Annotated in this window: 15 protein-coding genes and 3 tRNA genes; 4 read left to right on the forward strand and 14 right to left on the reverse strand. The window is 42.1% G+C overall.

Going from position 1 to position 21,294, the window contains the following annotated elements:
* The first annotated feature begins 245 nt into the window (after positions 1 to 245).
* The 3 genes from HMPREF3208_RS00390 to trpB all read left to right on the forward strand — a co-directional run bounded on the left by HMPREF3208_RS00390 (position 246) and on the right by trpB (position 5,858).
* Positions 246 to 3,233 (forward strand): cation-translocating P-type ATPase, encoded by a 2,988-nt coding sequence (locus tag HMPREF3208_RS00390; protein WP_016637627.1) that lies wholly within the window; start codon positions 246 to 248, stop codon positions 3,231 to 3,233.
* Between the two features lie 283 nt (positions 3,234 to 3,516).
* On the forward strand, positions 3,517 to 4,098 hold the full coding sequence (gene dcd, locus HMPREF3208_RS00395; RefSeq protein WP_032814041.1) for a dCTP deaminase: 582 nt from the start codon (positions 3,517 to 3,519) through the stop codon (positions 4,096 to 4,098).
* A 566-nt stretch (positions 4,099 to 4,664) separates the two neighbouring features.
* Positions 4,665 to 5,858 carry a tryptophan synthase subunit beta gene (trpB, locus tag HMPREF3208_RS00400; protein WP_016637624.1) on the forward strand — a complete coding sequence of 398 codons (1,194 nt, stop codon included), beginning with the start codon at positions 4,665 to 4,667 and terminating at the stop codon, positions 5,856 to 5,858.
* A 158-nt stretch (positions 5,859 to 6,016) separates the two neighbouring features.
* On the opposite strand, the gene HMPREF3208_RS00405 is transcribed toward trpB, so the two are convergent.
* From HMPREF3208_RS00405 to ahpC, 3 genes are all read right to left on the reverse strand, one after another.
* Entirely contained in the window at positions 6,017 to 6,919 is a 903-nt protein-coding gene (locus HMPREF3208_RS00405; RefSeq protein ID WP_032814034.1) for a LysR substrate-binding domain-containing protein, read from the reverse strand.
* Positions 6,920 to 6,997: 78 nt separating this feature from the next.
* A complete protein-coding gene (gene ahpF / locus HMPREF3208_RS00410) occupies positions 6,998 to 8,689 on the reverse strand; it encodes an alkyl hydroperoxide reductase subunit F (protein WP_064346685.1) in 1,692 nt (563 codons plus the stop codon).
* Positions 8,690 to 8,787: 98 nt separating this feature from the next.
* Positions 8,788 to 9,351: an alkyl hydroperoxide reductase subunit C gene (gene ahpC / locus HMPREF3208_RS00415; protein WP_064346686.1), complete on the reverse strand. Its 564-nt coding sequence runs from the start codon at positions 9,349 to 9,351 to the stop codon at positions 8,788 to 8,790.
* 395 nt (positions 9,352 to 9,746) lie between these two features.
* Between ahpC and HMPREF3208_RS00420 the strand changes: the two genes are divergently transcribed.
* Positions 9,747 to 10,892, forward strand: coding sequence for an alpha/beta hydrolase family protein (locus tag HMPREF3208_RS00420; RefSeq protein ID WP_016637619.1), 1,146 nt, complete (start codon positions 9,747 to 9,749; stop codon positions 10,890 to 10,892).
* A gap of 181 nt (positions 10,893 to 11,073) precedes the next feature.
* Here HMPREF3208_RS00420 and HMPREF3208_RS00425 read toward each other — a convergent pair.
* From HMPREF3208_RS00425 to HMPREF3208_RS00475, 11 genes are all read right to left on the reverse strand, one after another.
* A tRNA-Gly gene (locus HMPREF3208_RS00425) sits at positions 11,074 to 11,147 on the reverse strand.
* Positions 11,148 to 11,283: 136 nt separating this feature from the next.
* Positions 11,284 to 12,165 (reverse strand): M48 family metalloprotease, encoded by an 882-nt coding sequence (locus tag HMPREF3208_RS00430; protein WP_016637618.1) that lies wholly within the window; start codon positions 12,163 to 12,165, stop codon positions 11,284 to 11,286.
* 81 nt (positions 12,166 to 12,246) lie between these two features.
* Entirely contained in the window at positions 12,247 to 13,716 is a 1,470-nt protein-coding gene (locus tag HMPREF3208_RS00435) for an FAD-dependent oxidoreductase (RefSeq protein WP_155237227.1), read from the reverse strand.
* Positions 13,717 to 13,879: 163 nt separating this feature from the next.
* Positions 13,880 to 16,156 (reverse strand): heavy metal translocating P-type ATPase, encoded by a 2,277-nt coding sequence (locus HMPREF3208_RS00440; protein ID WP_016637616.1) that lies wholly within the window; start codon positions 16,154 to 16,156, stop codon positions 13,880 to 13,882.
* Between the two features lie 286 nt (positions 16,157 to 16,442).
* Positions 16,443 to 16,515: transfer RNA gene (locus HMPREF3208_RS00445), tRNA-Ala, on the reverse strand.
* Positions 16,516 to 16,548: 33 nt separating this feature from the next.
* Positions 16,549 to 16,622 (reverse strand) — tRNA-Ile (locus HMPREF3208_RS00450).
* A gap of 125 nt (positions 16,623 to 16,747) precedes the next feature.
* Positions 16,748 to 17,227 carry a Dps family protein gene (locus HMPREF3208_RS00455; RefSeq protein WP_016637608.1) on the reverse strand — a complete coding sequence of 160 codons (480 nt, stop codon included), beginning with the start codon at positions 17,225 to 17,227 and terminating at the stop codon, positions 16,748 to 16,750.
* Positions 17,228 to 17,284: 57 nt separating this feature from the next.
* Positions 17,285 to 18,580, reverse strand: a complete 1,296-nt coding sequence (locus tag HMPREF3208_RS00460; protein WP_016637607.1) for a hemolysin family protein — start codon at positions 18,578 to 18,580, stop codon at positions 17,285 to 17,287.
* Between the two features lie 55 nt (positions 18,581 to 18,635).
* Positions 18,636 to 19,412, reverse strand: coding sequence for a TIGR03943 family putative permease subunit (locus HMPREF3208_RS00465; protein ID WP_081091137.1), 777 nt, complete (start codon positions 19,410 to 19,412; stop codon positions 18,636 to 18,638).
* Positions 19,409 to 20,518, reverse strand: a complete 1,110-nt coding sequence (locus HMPREF3208_RS00470) for a permease (RefSeq protein ID WP_064346689.1) — start codon at positions 20,516 to 20,518, stop codon at positions 19,409 to 19,411. The genes HMPREF3208_RS00465 and HMPREF3208_RS00470 overlap by 4 nt, the downstream gene beginning before the upstream one ends.
* Before the next feature lie 30 nt (positions 20,519 to 20,548).
* The gene (locus tag HMPREF3208_RS00475; protein WP_064346692.1) at positions 20,549 to 21,208 is read right to left on the reverse strand and encodes a carbonic anhydrase; all 660 of its coding nucleotides are present in this window, start codon (positions 21,206 to 21,208) and stop codon (positions 20,549 to 20,551) included.
* Between the last annotated feature and the right edge of the window lie 86 nt (positions 21,209 to 21,294).

Genomic DNA, 21,294 nt, shown 5'->3' on the forward strand with positions numbered 1-21,294 from the left:
CTATTCTCACATGCCCCCGAGGCATTGAGTTTGCGCCAAGTTTCATCACTGTAAAGGCTACTTTTGCAATCAAAATACTTAAGCAAATATTCCGGCACGTTATGTGACATAATAGAACAGTACTCAACTGTTGCAAAACTATTGCAATAATCCACAACCGCGCAATAGTTACGATAATAAGCAGCTCATAATGGCGCTGTTACCGCAATTATTGACTACTCCGCGGCGCTCCCAAGGGGGAAAATATGGTTGATCACACTATTGATCAATCCGAAACTAAAGTAATTGACTCTCCAAGTCAAGATCCATCACTACAAGGCATTCAGCAAGTTGCCGAAGCTCTACACGTAGATGTAACTCGTGGCTTAAGCTCCGAAGAAGCATCTCACAGACTTACACAATTTGGCCCGAACGCACTTGCGGCAGCTGAAAAAACGCCAGCATGGAAGCGATTCCTTGAGCAGTTCAAAGATCCGCTCGTTTACTTGCTGATTGCCGCTACTATTATCTCTGCAATAGCATGGTTCGTAGAGCGAGCACAACACAAAGGAAACAGCGGAGGCGAAATACTACCGTTTGATTCTATAGTTATTATCATAATTTTAATTGCTAATGCTGTACTCGGCTACATTCAAGAGTCACGTGCAGAGGAGGCAGTTGAAGCTTTGGCTAGAATGAGCGCGCCACAAACTTCAGTTTTACGAGACGGTCATGTAATACGCATTGATACTACTGAAGTGGTTCCGGGCGATATTCTTGTTCTTGGTGAAGGTGATGCAGTTTCTGCAGATGGTCGTTTAATTGCCGCAGCATCGTTGCGCATTGCGGAAGCAAGTCTTACGGGCGAATCGGTTGCTGTAAGCAAGCGTCCAGATACATTGCAATCCGCAAAAGCTTTAGGCGATCGCACCAATATGGTATTTAATGGCACTGCTGTAACACAAGGCACTGGTCGCGCTATTGTAACTTCAACCGGCATGCGCACGCAAGTTGGCAAAATTGCAGATATGCTTTCCAAGTCAGACGAAGAATCTACTCCGCTTGAGCGCGAAATGGTGCGTGTTTCCAAGGTTCTTGGCATTGCAGTGTGTATTATTGCAGCTGTTGTTCTCGCTTCCATGTGGCTAATTGAAGGCTTCCACAGTATTCAAGATATTATTGATTCACTGCTACTTTCTGTTTCCCTCGCCGTTGCCGCGGTTCCAGAAGGCTTGGCTGCTATTTTGACGGTAGTTCTTGCGCTTGGCGTACAACGAATGGTGAAGCACCATGCGGTTGTAAAAAAACTTTCTTCCGTAGAAACACTTGGTTCTGCTTCCGTTATCTGTTCTGATAAAACAGGCACGCTTACTCGCAATGAAATGACCGTCGAACGCGTAATTACTCCTAGTGGCGAAGTGCAGCTTACCGGTAGCGGCTATAAGCCAGAAGGTCGCATGGTATTACTCGATTCTGCGGATGCGGATCTTGCAGTTCCACAAAATCTTGCCACAGAAGTATTAGGCGCATTAGGTTCTGGCTGTTTAGCCAATGACGGCGATCTGCACTACGACGAAACTACTAAAAGTTGGCAACCTGTGGGCGACCCTACAGAAGTTTCGCTAATAGTAGCAGCACGTAAAACAAAGGCAGATAAGCGTTACGCTCACTTAACTCGCGTTGCTGAAGTACCATTTACTTCCGAACGCAAACGCATGTCTGTGGTTGTAAAAGATGGTTCAGATTCTGGAAATCTTATTGTTTGCGCTAAAGGTGCTCCGGATGTGCTTCTTTCTTACTGCACTCGAATTGCAGTAGCTGGTGCCGTGCGTCCACTTACTGATGGCGATCGTGAAGATATTTTGGCTACTGTTGAGCGCCTTTCTGGGGAAGCTTACCGCACTCTTGGTATGGCGTACCGTCCGCTTGGCGTTGATAGTTTGACGAAAGTTGACGGCATGGTTTCTAATGCTGCCGGTCAGATCGCTGACGTCGCTGAGCAGAGCGACGTTTTGGAATCTGATTTAATTTGGAACGGCATGGTTGGTATTATTGACCCGCCTCGCATTGAAGTTCGAGATAGCGTAGCTCAAGCTCACCGTGCTGGAATTCGCACTGTTATGATTACAGGCGACCATCCGCTTACTGCCACTCGTATTGCTAGAGATCTTGGCATTGTTGGCAAAGGCGAACATGCTCTTACAGGTGATGATCTTGACGAACTGCTTTCTCGAGACGATGACAATATTGCTTTTGATGAAGCAATAAACAAAACTAGCGTGTATGCTCGAGTTGCGCCTGAGCATAAGCTCGCTATTGTTTCTTCATTACAACGTCAAGGCAACATTGTTGCTATGACAGGCGACGGTGTGAACGATGCTCCAGCCGTAAAGTCTGCTGATATTGGTGTTGCCATGGGCATTACCGGCACAGAAGTTACGAAAGAATCTGCCAAGATGATTCTTGCAGACGATAACTTCTCTACAATTGTTGCAGCTGTGCGCGAAGGCCGTGGAATTTTCGACAATATTCGTAAATTCTTACGCTACCTGCTCAGCTCCAATGTTGGTGAAGTTTGCACCGTTTTCGGTGGCGTTGTTTTCGCTGGAGCGCTCGGCATCACGCAGCCTAATTCCGTAGGCGTTACGCTTCCACTTCTTGCCACACAGCTTTTGTGGATTAATTTGCTTACGGATGCCGCTCCTGCCCTTGCTATGGGAGTTGATCCTCAAACTGACGACGTAATGGATAGAAAGCCTCGAAAACTTACCGATAGCGTTATTGATCGACGAATGTGGGGAGATATTGTATTTATCGGCATAATTATGGCTGCTATTACATTAATTGGAATGGATATGCATTTGGCAGGCGGATTATTTACTGACCGTTCTGTTGGAATTATGAGCCACGCTGCACAAATGACGCATGCTCGCACAATGGGCTTCACCATTCTTGTGTTTGCGCAAATGCTGAATGCGTTAGCATCCCGTTCCGATTCGCAAAGCGTATTTGTAGGTTTGTTTGCAAATCGTTGGCTTTGGGGTGCTATTGCAGTTTCTGTGCTTCTACAGCTGGCTGTAATTTACATACCATTCTTGAATGAGCCATTTGGAACTGTTCCTTTGAGCGTAACTGAATGGTTTGAGTGCCTCGGTCTTTCTATGGTGGTGTTAGTAGCTTCCGAATTGCGCAAGTGCGTGCTTCGCTTCATTGCAAAACATAAAGCAGCAAACACCTTAACTATTGCAGCTTAATAAATAAATTATTAAACTGCCTTGCGAATACGCGGCACAGTACGTAGTTTTCTTATATTACCTACGGTTCTGTGCCGCGTTTTGTGTTTTCTTTTCTATAAAATTTTTGCTTATTGCTCATGAATACTTATTTGTTTTCAGGAAATAGCTTGCATCATACTGACAGACCGCGGCACGCGCTACAATTGTGCGTATTGTAATTTTCGCGCAAAATAGCAGTAAATATTTCGTGCGAACAATGAAGTTGCTTATGCGTTTACACATTACAAGGAGATTTGACGCTATGCTGTTGTCTGATCACGACATTCTCAAAGCTCATGATGAGGGTCACATCGATTTAACCCCGTGGACCCCGGAAATGGTACAGCCTGCGTCGATTGACGTGCGTCTCGATCGTTATTTCCGCTTATTTAACAACCACGCTTACACGTATGTAGACCCTGCAGAAAATCAAGGTGAGCTTACTGAACAGTTTGAAGTGGCTCCGGACGAACCGTGGATTTTACATCCTGGTGAGTTTGCACTTGGTGCTACTTGGGAGTATGTAAAACTTGATGCAACTATTGCAGCACGCTTGGAAGGCAAGAGCTCACTTGGTCGTCTTGGTATTTTAACTCATTCAACGGCTGGTTTCATTGATCCTGGTTTTGAAGGTCATATTACTTTGGAACTTTCTAATGTAAGTACTTTGCCAGTCAAGCTCTGGCCTGGCATGAAAATCGGTCAAATGTGCTTCTTCCAGTTGAGTTCCCCATGCGAAAATCCGTATGGTTCTGCTGTTAATGGTTCACACTATCAAGGTCAGCGCGGTCCAACTCCGTCGCGCTCATACGAACATTTTTACCGTGCTGATTTAAGTGAATAGTATTTGCAATGATTTTTTATTGCTAAAAAACCACCAAATTCAGGAGAAAAGTATATATTTTTTAGAAAATTCTCAGGTAATACTCCTATACCGTACAGACTGATATGGTTTTATAATAGTGTCGCAAAAAACGGCAGGTGTAAAGCACTAAAACTAAAACTTATTCTTTTCTTCTCTCCTTTTTATTTCCCCGGCGCATACACGCCGGGGTTTAATTTTTCCGCGCGAAACGCCGAATCAATACTAAAAGATTGACATTGTCACAAGTCAGGCTAAACTTGAGCAACAAGATTGGAGGTTGATGAACATGAATACTCGTTTCTGGCGCAGCTGGCGTAGTTAAAAGCGAGTTCACATATCGGTGTGGGCTTGCTGATTTTAAACAATCAACGGGGCTATGCCGGATTCATCATCAACATTATTTGAGCTGAATGGCATATAAGCTGCCATCCAGCTTTTTTGTTATCTGAGCACATGCCCTTCAAATTTACAAAATAATCAACACAAAAAGAATAAAGAACAAACCGAATGCCGATTTTCTCGGCACGCACAAGAAGGGCAAAATTATGGTAAACGCAGTTGAACAAAACATGTATTACGGCGAATTTGGCGGACAGTACGTACCAGATATGATTCGTCCAGCACTCGATGCAGTAGCAGCAGCTTATCTACAGTACAAAGACGATCCAGAATTCCGCAATGAATTAACTGGACTATTAAAGGATTACGACGGCCGCGAAACACCTTTATACTATGCTGAATCTTTCACAAAATATTTAGGCGGCGCAAAAGTGTATTTAAAGCGCGAAGATTTAAACCATCTCGGCGCTCACAAAATGAATAATGTTCTCGGACAAATTTTACTCGCTCAGCGCATGGGTAAAAAGCGCATTATTGCTGAAACTGGAGCCGGTCAGCATGGTGTTGCCACTGCTGCTGCAGCTGCACGATTCGGCATGGAATGCGAAATTTTTATGGGTGCACTTGATTGTGAACGCCAAAAACTTAATGTTTTTAGAATGACTTTGCTCGGCGCAAAAGTTCATGCTGTTCAAGAAGGCACAAAAACTTTAAAAGATGCTGTAACTGCCGCATTTATGGATTATGCTCAGCACTTGGACGATACCTTCTACATCGTTGGCTCCGCAGTGGGACCTTACCCTTATCCACAAATGGTTCGCGATTTTCAAAGCGTTATTAGCAAGGAGTCAAGAAAGCAGATCCTAGAAAAAGAAGGCAGATTACCAAATGCTGTAATTGCTTGCATTGGTGGCGGTTCTAATGCAATTGGTTCTTTTGCAGCCTACATTGATGATCCTTCTGTACGATTGATTGGTGCTGAAGGCGCAGGTAAAGGCGCTAATACTCCTCAAAATGCTGCTACTATGACGAACGGAAAAATTGGCATTACGGATGGCATGAAAACTTATGTTCTTATGGATGATGATGGGAATGAGCTTCCAGCCTACTCTATTTCTGCAGGCCTGGATTACCCTGGAGTTGGCCCAGAACATTCATATTTAAAGGATTCTGGTCGCGCAGAATACTACGCAATCACTGATGATGAAGCAGTCCAAGCTTTCCGCGCACTTTCTAGAATAGAAGGAATCATCCCAGCTTTGGAAAGCTCACATGCAATAGCACAAGCTATGAAGATGGTTCCAAAGATGAGTAAGGATGACATTGTTTTAGTAACAGTTTCCGGCCGTGGAGATAAGGATGTAAATCAGGTAGCACGCTATCTTGGAATTGAATTATAAATCATTAATTTAGCAACAAATAAAACATAGTAAATAAAACGAGGCAGATAATTCCCAGAATAAAGTGAGAATAAAAGAAAAGTAAGAGAAGAAGAACATGGCACTTCTGTAGCTAACTTAGCAAACAGAAGTGCCTATTTTTAAGCAGAATATTCTATTTATTTTTTATGCAAATCAGCGCATGTAGAACTAATTATTTTACATAATCCTTCCATAATTTTGTCTACTGGAGAAGCTGCACGCCAATTTAAATATAATGAGCGATAAGGTCTAGGATTCTTAAACTCGCGCAACATTAAACCTGCTGGCTGCACAATAGGTGGAACTGTTGCTAACCGTGGCAACAATGTCACATCACGACTGCCAATAATCATGTAACGTAATGTTTCTAACGATGTTGCTCTAAATTCTGATTGTTTCGCGCCTACTTTTTGACATACATCAATCATGTTTCTACACATACAATGACCGTCTTCTAACAAAAGTACGCGCTGCGTCGATAAATCTGAAAGCTCAATCGGCTTACTTTCGTGACCAAGCGAAGAATTTTTAGAAGCTGCTAACAAAAAATCTTCATCAAAAAGGTGGCATATTTTTACTGAAGGAACATTCAAACTTTCACTTAATATAGCGGCATCAATCTGACCACTATCAAGTAATTCTATAAGTTTTGCTGACTTTTCTTCCACAAAACGAATAGTGAGATTTGGTTTTAAATGTCGTAACACTGGCATAAGACGCGGCAATAAATATGGTCCTAATGTTGGAAACACGCCTAATACTACTGTTGATGCCCACGGATCTTCTGAGCGTCTTGCAGCTTGGCGAATACGCGACATGTCTGCCTGAATTCGTTTTGCATAATATACAACTTCTCGCCCGGCAGGTGTCAAAATCTGTTTACCAGGAATACGCTCAATAAGCTCTACACCCAAAGTTTCTTCGAGCTTTTTAATTTGTGTCGAAAGCGTCGGCTGAGAAACGCACATGCGAATAGCGGCCTTAGTAAAACTTTCTTCTTGTGCAAAAGCTATAAGATATTCCAATGCTCTGATATTCATAGTACGCCTCCCATTATCGATACTATGCATAAAAATTAACACAAATAATATTGCTATGCTTGTTCTGCCTTACGTAATTTATTTATTTTGCGGACTACGAATAATGTAATCAAACGCAGACAAAGCTGCGTTGGCACCAGATCCGTACGCAGTAACTATTTGCTTGTACGGCTCGTCTGAGCAATCTCCAGCAGCAAAAATGCCGGGAACTTTTGTACAGCCTGCTCGATCTGTAATAATTTCTCCACGCTTATTCAGCGGCAACTGATTTTCTAACCAAAGAGTATTTGGAGCTAAACCAATTTGCACAAATACGCCGTCCGCTTCAATAATATGCTCTTGTGTTTCAGAATCAATGCTACTGCGATCCCGGTAATATATTGCTGTTACTTTACTACCATTTCCTTCAACTTTGCTTACAGCAGCGCTAGTAATAATGCTAGTATTAGGCAAATTATGCAAAGCCTCCAGCAGCACTTTGTCAGCTTTGAGTGTATCCATAAATTCGACTACTGTCACATGTTTTGCTACACCAGCTAAATCAATAGCAGCTTCTACTCCGGAATTTCCACCGCCAACAACAACTACTCTCTTATCTTTGAACAGTGGGCCATCACAATGTGGGCAGAAAGACACACCTTTATTACGATACTCCTCCTCTCCTGGCACACCAAGTGTACGCCACGTTGCACCAGTTGCAACAATCACAGCACGAGCTTTCAGTACACCACCGGAACGAGCGTGAATAGTGTGTAAGCCGTAAGGTTCTTCGGCTATATCAAGTGAATCTGCCCAATCTGGTGTAAATACATCAATATCGTATTGCGAAATATGCTGTGTTAAATCCGCAGCAAGCTGAGCACCTGTAGTATGCGTTTGTGAAATATGATTTTCAATACTTTCCGTTTCTACTATTTGCCCACCACGGTGATCCATAATCATAGCTGTACGTAAACCTTTGCGTGCAGTATAAATTGCAGCAGCTGAAGCAGCAGGGCCTCCTCCAACAAGAACAATATCATAAGGAGATTGCTTATTCATTTTTTCTGCAAGCGCAGCAGCTGCAGGAGAAACAACAGAAGCATCAGAATTACATTCTTGAGTATTGCTATTTCCACTTTGTGTAATAACGTTTTCGTTAGATGCAAGTATTGCTATGAGTTCATCAATTCCTGTACGACCTGAAGCAATAAGTTTACCGTTTTCAAACACTGCTGGCACGCTCATTACACCGAGTTTGTCTACTTCTTCTCGAAAAGCGCTACCTTCTACAGTAGTATGCTGAACTTTAGGGTTGATTATTGAGATAGTATTAAGCGATTGCACAACTTCTGGGCAATTCAAGCAGGTAACTGACATATATGTCGTTACGTTATGTGATCCAAGCTTTAGTATTTCTTTGCGTTGCTCATCACTAATTTTTGGCGCATATCCACTCACTTGTAAAAGTGCCAATACTAAAGAACTAAATTCGTGTCCAAGAGGTATTCCTGCAAAAGTTACTGCTACCTCACTTGGTTTGTTACTATTATTCTGCGATTCTGCGCGTCGGATTATAAAGCTTGGAACGCGTACACTGTTCGTTCTATTGTTGTTGCTGCTTTCAATAATATTAATTTTGTTGCTTTGCTGAGATACTTCTTTTAATAGTGCATTAACTTTTTGAGACGTATCCGAATCATCCAGATACGATACAAGTTCAACAGGCAAAACCATTTTTTTCAACAATTCAGACAGTTGAGCAGTTAATGATGTATTCAGCAAAGACATAGACACTTCTTTCAATAATTTTCTATAACATGTTTTGATACTAAAAATTAAGCGCGTAAGAAACTGCAACTGCCGCTTCCCACGCGCTTTTATAAAGATCAGATTTTGCCAACTAAATCAATAGAAGGCTCTAAGGTCTCTTCTCCCTGCTCCCATTTGGCTGGGCAGACTTCACCCGGATGAGCGGCAATATACTGGGCTGCTTTGACTTTACGAAGCAGTTCATCAGCGTTACGACCAATACCATCTGCTGTCATCTCAAAGAACTGAATCATACCTTGTGGATCGACTAAGAACGTAGCACGATGAGCTAAACCAGACTCTTCATTCCATGCATCAAAGTTACGAGAAAGCGCTCCGGAAGGATCACCCAACATAGTGTACTTTACTTTTGCAATAGCTTCAGAATTGTCATGCCATGCTTTGTGCACGAAATGCGTGTCAGTTGATACGGAGTAAACTTCTACACCTAACTTTTGCAACTCTTCATAATGATGAGCAAGATCTTCCAGCTCAGTTGGGCACACGAAAGAGAAATCCGCTGGGTAGAAGAAGAAAATAGCCCACTTGCCGAGTACGTCTGCATCGGTTACTTCAATAAATTCGCCATCTTTATATGCACTCACCTTAAATGGGAGAATATGCGTATTCATTAAACTCATAGCTTGCTCCTCGATTGTTTATCGCGCGCTATCGTTGCGCATAACTTTCATTATTAAGAATAGATAATTGCTATCAATAATTCTAGTTACATAGATATTTTCTATACGATTGATACATTACATCAATGTATTTATCACCAAAGACCAACTTTTGTTTATTGGTATAGATTTTTGTTTATATACGGATTAAAGTTTAACAGTGTAAGATATGAATAGCAGTGACGCAAACTAGTAACTGATATATCTCACACAAATAACCACGTAGTGTATTACGAACAAATAGCGCAATAGAAGACGATTTGGGAGTATCTTTCACTACCGCAAATAACATAAAACATGGGAGAGCTACTATGAAACGAAGTACTATCGCAGCAGGATGCCTCACAAGCCTCTGTATGGCATTAAGCTTATTTACCTTCTCTACGCCAGCAATCGCAGCAACAAACACAAATAATTCTTCGGTCGCACATACTCCACTTACTGTAGAAACCGCTCAACGCATCGCAGACGGAACGATAGGACTTGAGCAAAAAGGCGCTCTTGATATGTCGTTATTCCACAAGAAGCCACTCGATCCACAAGCCGATTTAGACGGAGACGGATTAACGAATAGCCAAGAGATTTATACATACAACAAAGATGGAAAAACATACTACGGATATAATTCTCACCCAATGATGAATGACACAGATGGGGATGGTATTCCAGATAATCAAGACGCCCATCCTCGCCGTTGGGATATTAGCGCACGCGACATGACCTTATTCTCAGAACTTTCTTATCGCGACGATAACTACATTAATAAGGTACTCGATTACACAAGACCACTGCATGATATTTATAAGAATCGCAACGAGTACCACCTTATGCATAATGAAATTGCTCCATTCTGGAAAGTGAAAGAAACCTATCACCATAGAGGTGGATTTGACGCTGTTTTATTTGAAAATGTGAGCCCTTACCCATTCCTAGAACAGGGAACTGTACAAGTACTCGCCATTCGAGGAACTTCACAATTTAATGATTACGATGACGATTTAGCTATAGCCGTAGGTCGCAATCCTGACCAAGCGTACGATGTAGAACAACTTATCGAACGATACGGTCGCGAACAGACCGTGAATAACTTATATATTACAGGACACTCTCTCGGTGGATATTTAGCACAGCGAGCTCTGATTCGCGCTGACGGCAAAGGCTACACTTGGCTTAAGAAGATTTATACCTTTAATGCTCCACAAATTTGGGGAAACATATTCAACCGATGGCTTCGCACTGCAGCAAATGCTGGCAATCGTTTAACTCGCGAAGGCTACGCAGTGCATTACAAGGTTGATAACGACAAAGTAATCCATTCTGTAGGCAATTTCGCAGGAGCCATTAGCGTCGGTAATTCTGCCGAAGGTCATGGCTCTCGCAGCTATTTCGAGCCAAGAATGAACAATTTTGCAGGATTTACCGTAGGAAGTAGAGGAAATATTGCTGGTACCGGACGTTGGATGCCAGAACTTAATAACTTCTATGACGTTCGTACATTCTAAATCTTGATTACACGTTCTACACAATTTAATTAGGCATAAAATAAACGCTGACTTACCTAATGCAACAATTCTATTAAGTAAGTCAGCATTTTTATAGAATTTTGCAAATCATTTGCACATTTAACCTATTTTTAAGCCGTAAAAACAAGCCACAAACATTGATATACCAACGTTTTCCGAGTGGAGCGGACAACGGGAATCGAACCCGCCTCTGAAGCTTGGGAAGCTTCCATTCTACCGATGAACTATGTCCGCATGCGCTGCAACAAATTACAAAACAGCAACCACTCAAGAATATCATGCAGCACTTACTGCTTCAACACAGCAAATACATTACACCGCGCATATATACAATACAGGCACACTAAAGTTATGAACCTGCACATCAACACTACGCAGCCATGCGCATAAGACGACCAATACGCTCCTGCACAGGAGGATGGTTTGCACACAATCTTACTAATATTGAAGCACGCTCATCCCATGGTTGAATAATCATTAACGAAGCAACTGCTTGCAAGCCGGCAGTAGATTTCATCTCATGCATCTGCATGCCATATGTAATTTTGTTCAACGCGGACGCGAGCGCAGCTGAATCTCCAGTAATTTCACTTCCAGCTTTATCAGCATCAAATTCTCTAGACGCAGGAATTGTTACATTCATAATAAGAGCCGCAACGGGTGCAAAAAGCGTATTCAAGCCTTTACCTACGAACTTGCAATATTTACGCACATCATGCTGGTGGGCATTACCTATACACATTAATAATGAACCAACATACGTCAACACTGTTGCTGTAGCAGTAGCTAACGCAGAAACAAGAATATCGTGATTATAAATATGCGTAAGCTCGTGGCTAACAACACCTCGAAGCTCGCGCTCATTAAGAATATTCAACAATCCACGAGTACAGCAAATTGACGCATGACGCTCACTTCTACCCGCAGCAAATGCATTAGGACTCTCGCAAGGCGATACCATGACACGTGGCATAGGCTTACCAATACGAGCAGAAAGTTCTCGCACAATGCCATAAAGTATTGGTTCTTCATCTTCAGTAACTTCAACAGCACGCATAGCGAAAATAATAAGCTTGCTGGAGCACCAGTAAGCACTTGCACTTACAACAAACCCCAGCAAGACAAACCAAATTAATGAGGTAAAAGAAGCACCCGTGAGAACCCAGCATAACGCAAGAAAAAGCCATAAAATGCCAAAAAATAGCACTGCCTTCAAAGTGTTATACTGATATGCTCTTACGCCCTTCAACATGTGAGTCAGTTTAATAAAGTGAACTTAAATTTTTCTGAATATATACTGCGTATTTACTCACTACAAACTGTTATTCGAATGTTACTCACAGCCTAAGGCAATAGCTATAAGCTCCGCAGATGATACTACTTTCTTTCGAGCGCGCTGCTCTTTAGCACCAGCTTCACGCTCATACTCATCTACGCGCTTCCAACCGGCATAATCAATGGCTTTCACACCGCGCGATTCAAGCAATTCATTTATAGACTTTTCGCTACGATCTTCTGCAATAAGCCCAGATTGTGCTAAATCTTCGAGCATGCGGTCAACAATAAGAAGAGCGTCAGATTTTGTGGAGCCAATTAAACCAACAGGTCCTCTTTTAGCCCAGCCGGTAGCATACAAACGTTCACGAACTTCGCCGCTTTCGGCGGAAGTTACGATTCGGCCGTCATCATTCGCAAGCAACGTGCGCTTTTCGTCGTAAGCAATGCCTGCAACTTCTGCAGGATGATAGCCAATCGCATGGTAAACAGCTTGCACAGGGTATTCTTCAAATTCACCTGTGCGAGTCATTGTGCCGTCCGCGCTTGTAACAGTTTTCTCAACACGAATCGCTTTTACTTTCCCATCCTCGCCAAGAATTTCAACCGGAGCCGAATTGAAATGAATAACGTAACGCCGGTTGGCAGGATTGCCCTCAAAATCAACGTTACCGCCGTCTTCCATATCTTCTGCCATATCTCGAATCGCAAAAAGTTCCTCAACCATTTGACGCGTGAGCTTATCGTTACCAGCAACTTCTATCGTTTCATCGTCGAGCTCAAAATCATCCTCGTTAATAATTATTTGCACTCCGGATAACTTTTCCATTTCACGCAATTCTTGCACTGAGAATTTCGCTTGAGCTACACCTCGTCGAATAAACAAATGCAAAGTTTGAGTACGATTTTGCTGTAATCCTTCGTACACATCGTCTGGAATATCCGTATGTGCGCGCAAATAATCCGGGTCGCGCAAAAGCTCACGAGCAACATCCATTGCCACGTTTCCGCCACCAATAACAGCTACTTCCTTTGCTTCGAGCGGCCATGTGCGCTTGCTGGTTGGGTAGCCGTCATACCATTCTACGAATTTTGCAGCTCCGTATACTCCGTCTAAATCAGCACCCGGCACACCTCGCAATGGCCTATCTTCCACAGCTCCTGTAGCAAATAACACTGCATCATAGCGTTGAAGCAAATCTTCAAGCGTAATATCTTTACCAAATTCAACATTCGCATAAAGATGAATATTTGGATTATCAAGCGTTTTTTCAAGCGCATCGGCAATAAATTTAATACTTGGATGATCCGGAGCCACTCCATAACGCACTAAGCCGAAAGGCACAGGCAGTTTTTCAAAAAGATCAATGCGAGCGCTTGTGCCAAGACCTAATTCTTCGCCACGTTTAGCAAGTTGACGCAAGAAAATATCGGAAGAATATACTCCAGCAGGTCCCGCACCAATTACTGCAATACGCAATTGAGATGTTTCACATGAAACATTTTCTTTTACATTATTTTTTTTCATTATTATCCCCATATTGAACTGTACAATACGACACTTTTGCCGTTTTTGCGCGCATTATGCGCGGACTTCAAGCACAGATTTCCTTCACGTGCTTTCATACTTAGACTAGCGCATTGCTAAGTCTTACAAAATGCTTGCATTAAAAAGCTTGCATGAAAACGCTTTATCTCATCTTTTCACGCGAGCGCAAAGCAGTTAACGCCCAAGTAATTGAAATAACGTCAATAACTTCCTGCATCATGGCTCCAAGAACCGCTGGAATGAAACCAAAAGCAGCCAGAATCATACTGATTATAGCCAAACCTATTCCAAGCAAAACTGATTGTATCATTACATGTTTTGTATGCTTCGCAACACTTATAGCACTGGCAACCGCCGCAATATTGTTGTTCATAATAACTACTTGAGCGCACTCCGATGCTGCAGTATCCGTGCCATCCGTTACTGCTACGCCAATATCGGCAGCTGCAAGCACAGGCGCATCATTTACTCCGTCACCAACCATCATGGTTACGGTTGAATCTTTCTTATTTTTGGCTGCATTGTAATTGTGCTTTTTTACATACGCTAATTTATCTTGCGGAAGCAAATCTGCATGCACAGAATCAATACCAACGCTTTTGCCAATGGTTGTTGCAGCTTGCAAACCGTCACCAGTAAGCATTGCTATTGTTCTCACACCCAAAGCACGCAACGAAGCAATAGTTGATTTCGCATTATCGCGCGGCACGTCTTTTAATACGATTCTTCCTACCAGCACGCCGTCAAAAGACACATAGGTTGCCATTTCGTCTGCAGCAAGAGATTTACCTATAGTTTGATTCGTGTTTTGCTCTGTAACGTACTTGTGTCTGCCTACACGCACTAAGATGCCGTCTACAACGCCCTGAATGCCTTGGCCTGCAGTTTCCTTAACACTGTGTACTACAGGGTATTCTCGTACGCTAGGAAGTTGCGGAACCGACGATGGGTGAGCATTTTCCCACAGCTTTGCTCCCGCTTTAGCAATACCGCCTGCAAGTATGTGCTGAGAATAAGTTTCTAGAACGCCCGCAAGCATAACTATGCGATCAGCCTTCTGCATAGAATCAACTACGTCAACTCTTGCAACTTGCGGCTGTTTAACCGTCAACGTGCCGGTTTTGTCAAAAAATACGTCTGTTACACGACTTAATTGCTCAAGCACATCCTGACTTTTAACAACAATTCCAAGTTTTGCTAGACGCCCAGTGCCAGCCATGCAAGCAACTGGAACTGCAATAAGCAGAGGACATGGGGTTGCTAGAACCAATACTTGCGCAAATCGCAATGCGTCGCCAGAAAAGCCCCAAGCAAGACCTGCAATCGCAAAAGATAATACTGTAAACGGCACAGATAGCATGTCTGCAAATCTAACTACTGCAGCTTTAGAAGACCTAGCAGACTCAACAAGCTGCATGATTTTCTGATACTGCGAGTTTTTAGACAGCTTGGTTACGCGCATAATAAGCACAACTCCACCGTTTACACAGCCTGAAAGCACTGCACCTCCCGCATAGACTTCTCTAGGAACAGATTCTCCGTTAATAGCACTTGTGTCTAAAATTGCAGAACCGCTTAGTAATTCACCGTCAACTGGCACAGTTTCGCCAGGAAGCACAATAATTATGTTTCCAACTTTTAAATCATCGACTGCAACTGTAGCGTAACGCTGCAAATTTGAGGTGATTTCGCCATCTGCAGATGCTTGCAAAAATGGGCAATTATTTCGTTTACAGTTGCAATTTTGCAAGTTATTATTTTCGCAATTACTTTCGCAATTTTGCTCGCTACTATTAGATTGCTTAGAATTAGCGGCATCTACTTTTCTAAATTCAGCATGCTGGCACAGAACACACGAGCTAGGCTTGCACTGATTTTCACTCAAACATGGCGGTTCGTAGGATTCATCATTTGCTTGATTATGATTCATTCCATGCTCAATACCTGGCAAAGTCATAAGATGAGCAGTTTTTGGAGCTGCGCTTACTAAAAGAGATAGATTGCGCTGAGCTTTCATATGCGCAAAATCCTCAATTGCCTCTCCCGTCCAAACCATTACAACAATCAAATAACTTGCCCAGAACTCACCAATAAAAAGCGTTGCAAGCAATGCAACAAAAGCTAGCAAATCAATACCTAAAGTTCCGCGCAATAAATTTTTAATCATGTTACGCAAAGAAACAAGGCTGGTATATAAAACAAGAATAGCGATAATAGTTTTGCCAACACTAAGACTTATTGCAATATCGTAATCAAGATTTAAAAAATCAAAAATTCGCTGCGAAAGATGAGAAATTTGCTCATTAAAAGTAGCCAATATAGGCAAATTGCATGAGTAAAAAGCCACAATAAAAGGAAAAGCAAGAATTACGACTGTTAATTGTGGTGCACGACGGCAATATGCTAAAAGTTTACGCATACACTTTCCTTACGCTGATCAGGTTAACCGCTTGAGACGTTTAACACACGATTTCACGCCTTGTTAACCCACTGAGCGCAACTTAAATAGCGCACTCAATACACGGCGTAAAGATTTATATTTAATTTATATTTGTATTTATTTATATTTAGCAATCATACCAATAGGCCTTGATGAGAAACATTCTCAAAAACACAAGTTAAAGCAAAATTAAGAACACGCATTCAAGAAAGAAATTAATAAACAAAAAAAGTTCTGATTGAAAAATCAATCAGAACCCTATTTGTGGAGCTAAGGAGACTCGAACTCCTGACCCTCTGCTTGCAAAGCAGATGCGCTACCAGCTGCGCCATAGCCCCAAAGGTAAAAGAATGAAGCTCATTCAATTTCCGTGGGCCCGGGAGGACTTGAACCTCCGACCTCATCCTTATCAGGGATGCGCTCTAACCACCTGAGCTACGGGCCCAACTTGTATGTCTAAAACATACAAGTAGTTACATTAGCACAGACGCAGAAAATGTCAAACCGCAACACGCCATAAAAAGAAAACAGCGTGTTGCGGTTTGAATCAAAAAATCAAACAGAGGTTAATTAATCAAGATGGCTGCGCATAAACCACTGGAACTTTTCCAGTTGCTGCACATGATCTTGGATAATATTAGAGCTCACAACATCAAGATTATCAAGTTCCGCAATAGCCTTGCGATCATCAGCAATCATATCGTTGTAATACTCAATAAGAGCCTGCAAATATTCTTTAGTTGACTTACGACCAGTTAAAGCAAAACGCTTCCACGTACGTGCAGCAACAACATCATCAGCACGACCAAGTGGCGAACCTCCCAAAGTTGCAATGCGCTCAGCAGTCTCATCTGCTTGTGCCAAAACTTCAGCAACCTGTGGATCAAGCATCTCATGCACAGCAATAAAATCTGGGCCAGTAACATTCCAGTGAGCATGCTTCAAAACCAAAGCAGCCTCCTGCTCGTGGCTTAAACGATTCTGCAAAACTGCAACAGCCTTTTCACTGGCCGCTTCGTCGAGACCCGGCAAAATATGCAATAAGGCCATGTTTTATCCTTCCGTAGGTTATATTATTACTATTTCATTCTACTGCTATGGCTTAAATTACGCGCGACGACGCACTTCAAGCGTAGCAATACGTCGACCATCAACCGCGGTTACCGTCATATCATAACCGTCTGCATCATGCAAAACTGCCCCAACGCTTCCCATCGAACCTGTATGCGCCAAAAAGTATCCTGCAACCGTCTCATAAGGGCCATCTTCAAGCTCAATGCCAGTAATATCAGCAAAATCTTCAATGGTCATACCACCATCAATTTTTGCAACACCGTTTACAAAAGCAGTTGTTTTATTCACATTATTTTGTTCAGATTCTTCAGGCAAATCGTACTCGTCGCGAATATCTCCAACAAGCTCCTCGGTCATGTCTTCAAGCGTCACAATGCCGTCAGTTCCGCCGTATTCGTCAATAACGATAGCCAAATGGATTCCGCGTTTGCGAAGCAACTCTAGACTCGGCAAAAGCTTAGAAGTTCCAGGAAGACTAATTCCTTCACGGGTCACATCGGCGACAGTTTTTGCGTTAGGATCACGCACATCCAACAAATCTCGCACATGCACAAAACCGATAACGTCGTCAAAATCCTTGCCAATAACAGGGTATCTGGAATACGGAAGCTCACGAATTTTCGCCGCAGCTTCTTCAAGACTTAACGAACCATCCAAAAATTCCACGTCAGCACGAGGACGCATCACTTCAGCAACAATAGTTTCAGACGCATCAAACACGTCATCCAAAATATTGCGCTCATCTTGACTTAAACGCTTATTGCTGTTAACAAGCACACGCAATTCTTCGTCAGAAACTTCGCTTTCTTTCTCATTCGGATCAAATCCAAGCAAGCGCACAAAACCATTTGTATTCTTTCCAATAAGCCAAATAAGAGGCTTACAAATTTTTGAGAAAATATCCACCGCTGGCACAACCGCTCGTGCAATCTGCTCAGAACGCTGCATTGCAATACGCTTTGGCACAAGTTCGGAAATAACAATAGAACAATACGAAATAATAAGAGTTAAGAAGATTGTGGTAAGAGGGCCAGCAACATGAGCCGGCACTCCCCACGAACGCACAATCGGCACTACATATGGAGCTAAAGCAGATTCTCCAAAAGATGCAGAAAGAAAACCAGAAAGCGTTACGCCAATTTGCAAGGCAGATAGAAAAGTATTAGGGTCGCGCGCAATTTTCGCAACTCTAGCTCCACGAGCATCCTGAAGCTCCATGCGATCAATTTGCGAACTTCTTAAGCTCACTAAAGCCAACTCGGTTGCCGCAAATATGGACCCGAATAGTAGAAAAATTATAATGAGCAGAATATTAAAACCAATCGCCATAATTGTTATCTTAGTTTACTTCTAAGCGATATCAACAATTCTTTAGTGAAAATTATTACGGACGGTAAAAATATCCAGTTGGAGCTTTGGCAGATTTTAACGATATAACTTTTAGTATAACACCAGAACGTTGGTATCCTTTAACTCCTATGCTCCCCCGAGAAACGCGAGCGCGAAGCATAACCCACTCATGTTCGTGGAGTTTGTTGGCGTTTTTATAGTTTGCAACTAAACCAAAAGGAGACATATCTAGAATGCAGCAAGACATAAGTTGACGAGATAAGCGAAACTGACTTGCTCCTAAAGTAGTATCACGACTTACGAAACCTGTAATCGTAATCGTGTAGCCTTCATATTTTGAAATATTATGATCTATTTCGTCATACCATAAGCCGAAATCATCGTTTTTTACTTTTATTTCACGAGATTTTTCACTCAACCCAGAAAGTCTCGGATTGTGGCTTCGAATAGCAATAGCCCTTCCTCCTGCGTAACGATCAAAACCACCAGCGCTAAATCTTTGTGACGATTGCAGCGGAATAATAATTAGCAGAGCAGGAAGCACTAAAGAAACTAGTATTTTCCAAGAATCTCGTGCAGAAACATCAAACCATCCCAACGCGGCACAAGATGCTAAAACTAAAAGCAGAACTGCTGCAATTATCAAATACGCGAACGCTCGAGGAGTGGTAAAAAGCGTGTACTGTCCGCTTAAAGTTACTGTGGCAATAACTGCTGCTAAACATAGAAGCACGAAAGATTCCAATATTTTTGCAAAAGTAATACGATTACACTTTTTATTTTCTTCACTAACAGAACTTGTATTTTTCATAGCATGAACCCCCAAGCCCAGTTAGAAAACAGTGAAGCTAGAAGGCAAACGCCTGCAATCGTTAGCGTTAAGCGCAATACGAATTTGCCTCTGCAATCAGAAACAAGCATAAGAGTATTTTTTAAATCAAGCATTGGGCCGAATAGCAAAAATACTAAAACGGAAGACATTGGTAAAGAAGCAGCTAAACTTCTAGCAATTACAGCATCCGAACTTGAGCACAACGAGCTGAAATAGGCAATAGCCATCATTGCAGGTATTGCAATCCAAATATTGTTAGCTTGTATTCTGGAAGCAGGATCCGCCCCTAACCAAGCTCGTATAACAGAAGCAACAATAGTTCCGCACACAATAATTGGTAAAAGTTTCAAAAGATCTTCATGAATATGCTTTATGTACAGCTTTATTTGCAAATAAATACTTGATTTTGTGCGATTTTGCGTCTTTAATTGTTCTGAAAAATTTTGATTTTCTTCATGATTGCAACCACAATTTAGTTCACAAGAACATTTTGATTTAAGATTATTTTTTAATAAATTTTCGTTACGCAAAACAAATGATTTTGGCGGAAATATTGCAAAACTTAATCCAACTAATAACGCAATACCAACTCCTAAAGCAACGCGCATAACGGCTACAGCAGGCGCATCAGCAAAAGCGTACCAAGTCGCTAAAACAGACACAGGATTTACAACAGGAACAGCACAAAGGAAAGTTATTGCACAAGGAAGCGGCAATTTTTTTGCAACCAGTCTAGAAAATGTTGGTACAACAACGCAGTCACACACCGGCACGCACACGCCTGCAAGTATTGCAGCCAAAAAGCCGTTTGCAGTAGATTTTGGAGCATGTTTTTCAATAAAATCAGCTGTTACCCATGTTTCCACAGCAGCAGAAACAAGCACACCAATAAGAGTGAATGGAATCGCTTGTAAGAGTAGGCCAACAACACCTCGTACTGTTGTATCAATAAGAAACCATGGATAACGTGCTTGCAAAGCTGGAGCCATAGCAACCATAAGAGCTACGAAAGGCGCTCCTGCAATTAAGAACAAATAGTGCGCTGAAGCTGGTCGTTTTCGAGTATTATTACACAATTTTTTCATATTTACGATTCTGCAATACAGTACAAATTATCAACACGAAAGTACTTCTACGAAGCCGTCACTCATACGATACCTAGCACCAACCAACATCAATGCATCATTAAAAGTAGCTTCGCGAATTATTTGAGATTTATCGCAAATTTCAGCCAACATATTAGATACGTGGATACGCTCAATATCGTCCGTATCTAAATCTTCTTCAACACCTGCGAGCGCAGCAGGTCCTAAAGAACGCAGCAATATTGACTCGCTAGACTCAATTATTTCGCTTGTTTCATCTTCGCCGTATTTAGAAACCAGCTTTTGCACATTCGGCAAAACGGCTTGTACTGCACCGCAATGCTCATGACCTAGTACCACAAGCACTTTTACACCCAAATCGCTTACAGCGTACTCAAGCGATGCAATTACAGCATCATCAAGCACTTCACCGGCCGTACGAACAGAAAAAATATCTCCCAAACCAGCGTCAAATATAAATTCCGGAGCAACTCTAGAATCTGCGCACGAAAGCACAACAGCTCCAGGATGCTGGCCGTCAATAAGTTTCATGCGCATTTCAGAATTTACACCTGCATGCGTTGAATTATTTTCTGCAAATTTACGATTCCCTGCAAGCATGGCGCTCCACACCGATGTAGCTAAAACTGAATCTTCATTAACAAAATCTTCGCTGACTTCTTCTTGCATTATTACCTCCTACATTGGCATTGGCAATATTCTTTATTTTCTTAAAGTTTAAAATTTTTACTTACCGAATATATTGTATCTTTCGT

The organism is Gardnerella vaginalis (assembly GCF_001546485.1).
Classification (GTDB): domain Bacteria; phylum Actinomycetota; class Actinomycetes; order Actinomycetales; family Bifidobacteriaceae; genus Bifidobacterium; species Bifidobacterium vaginale_D.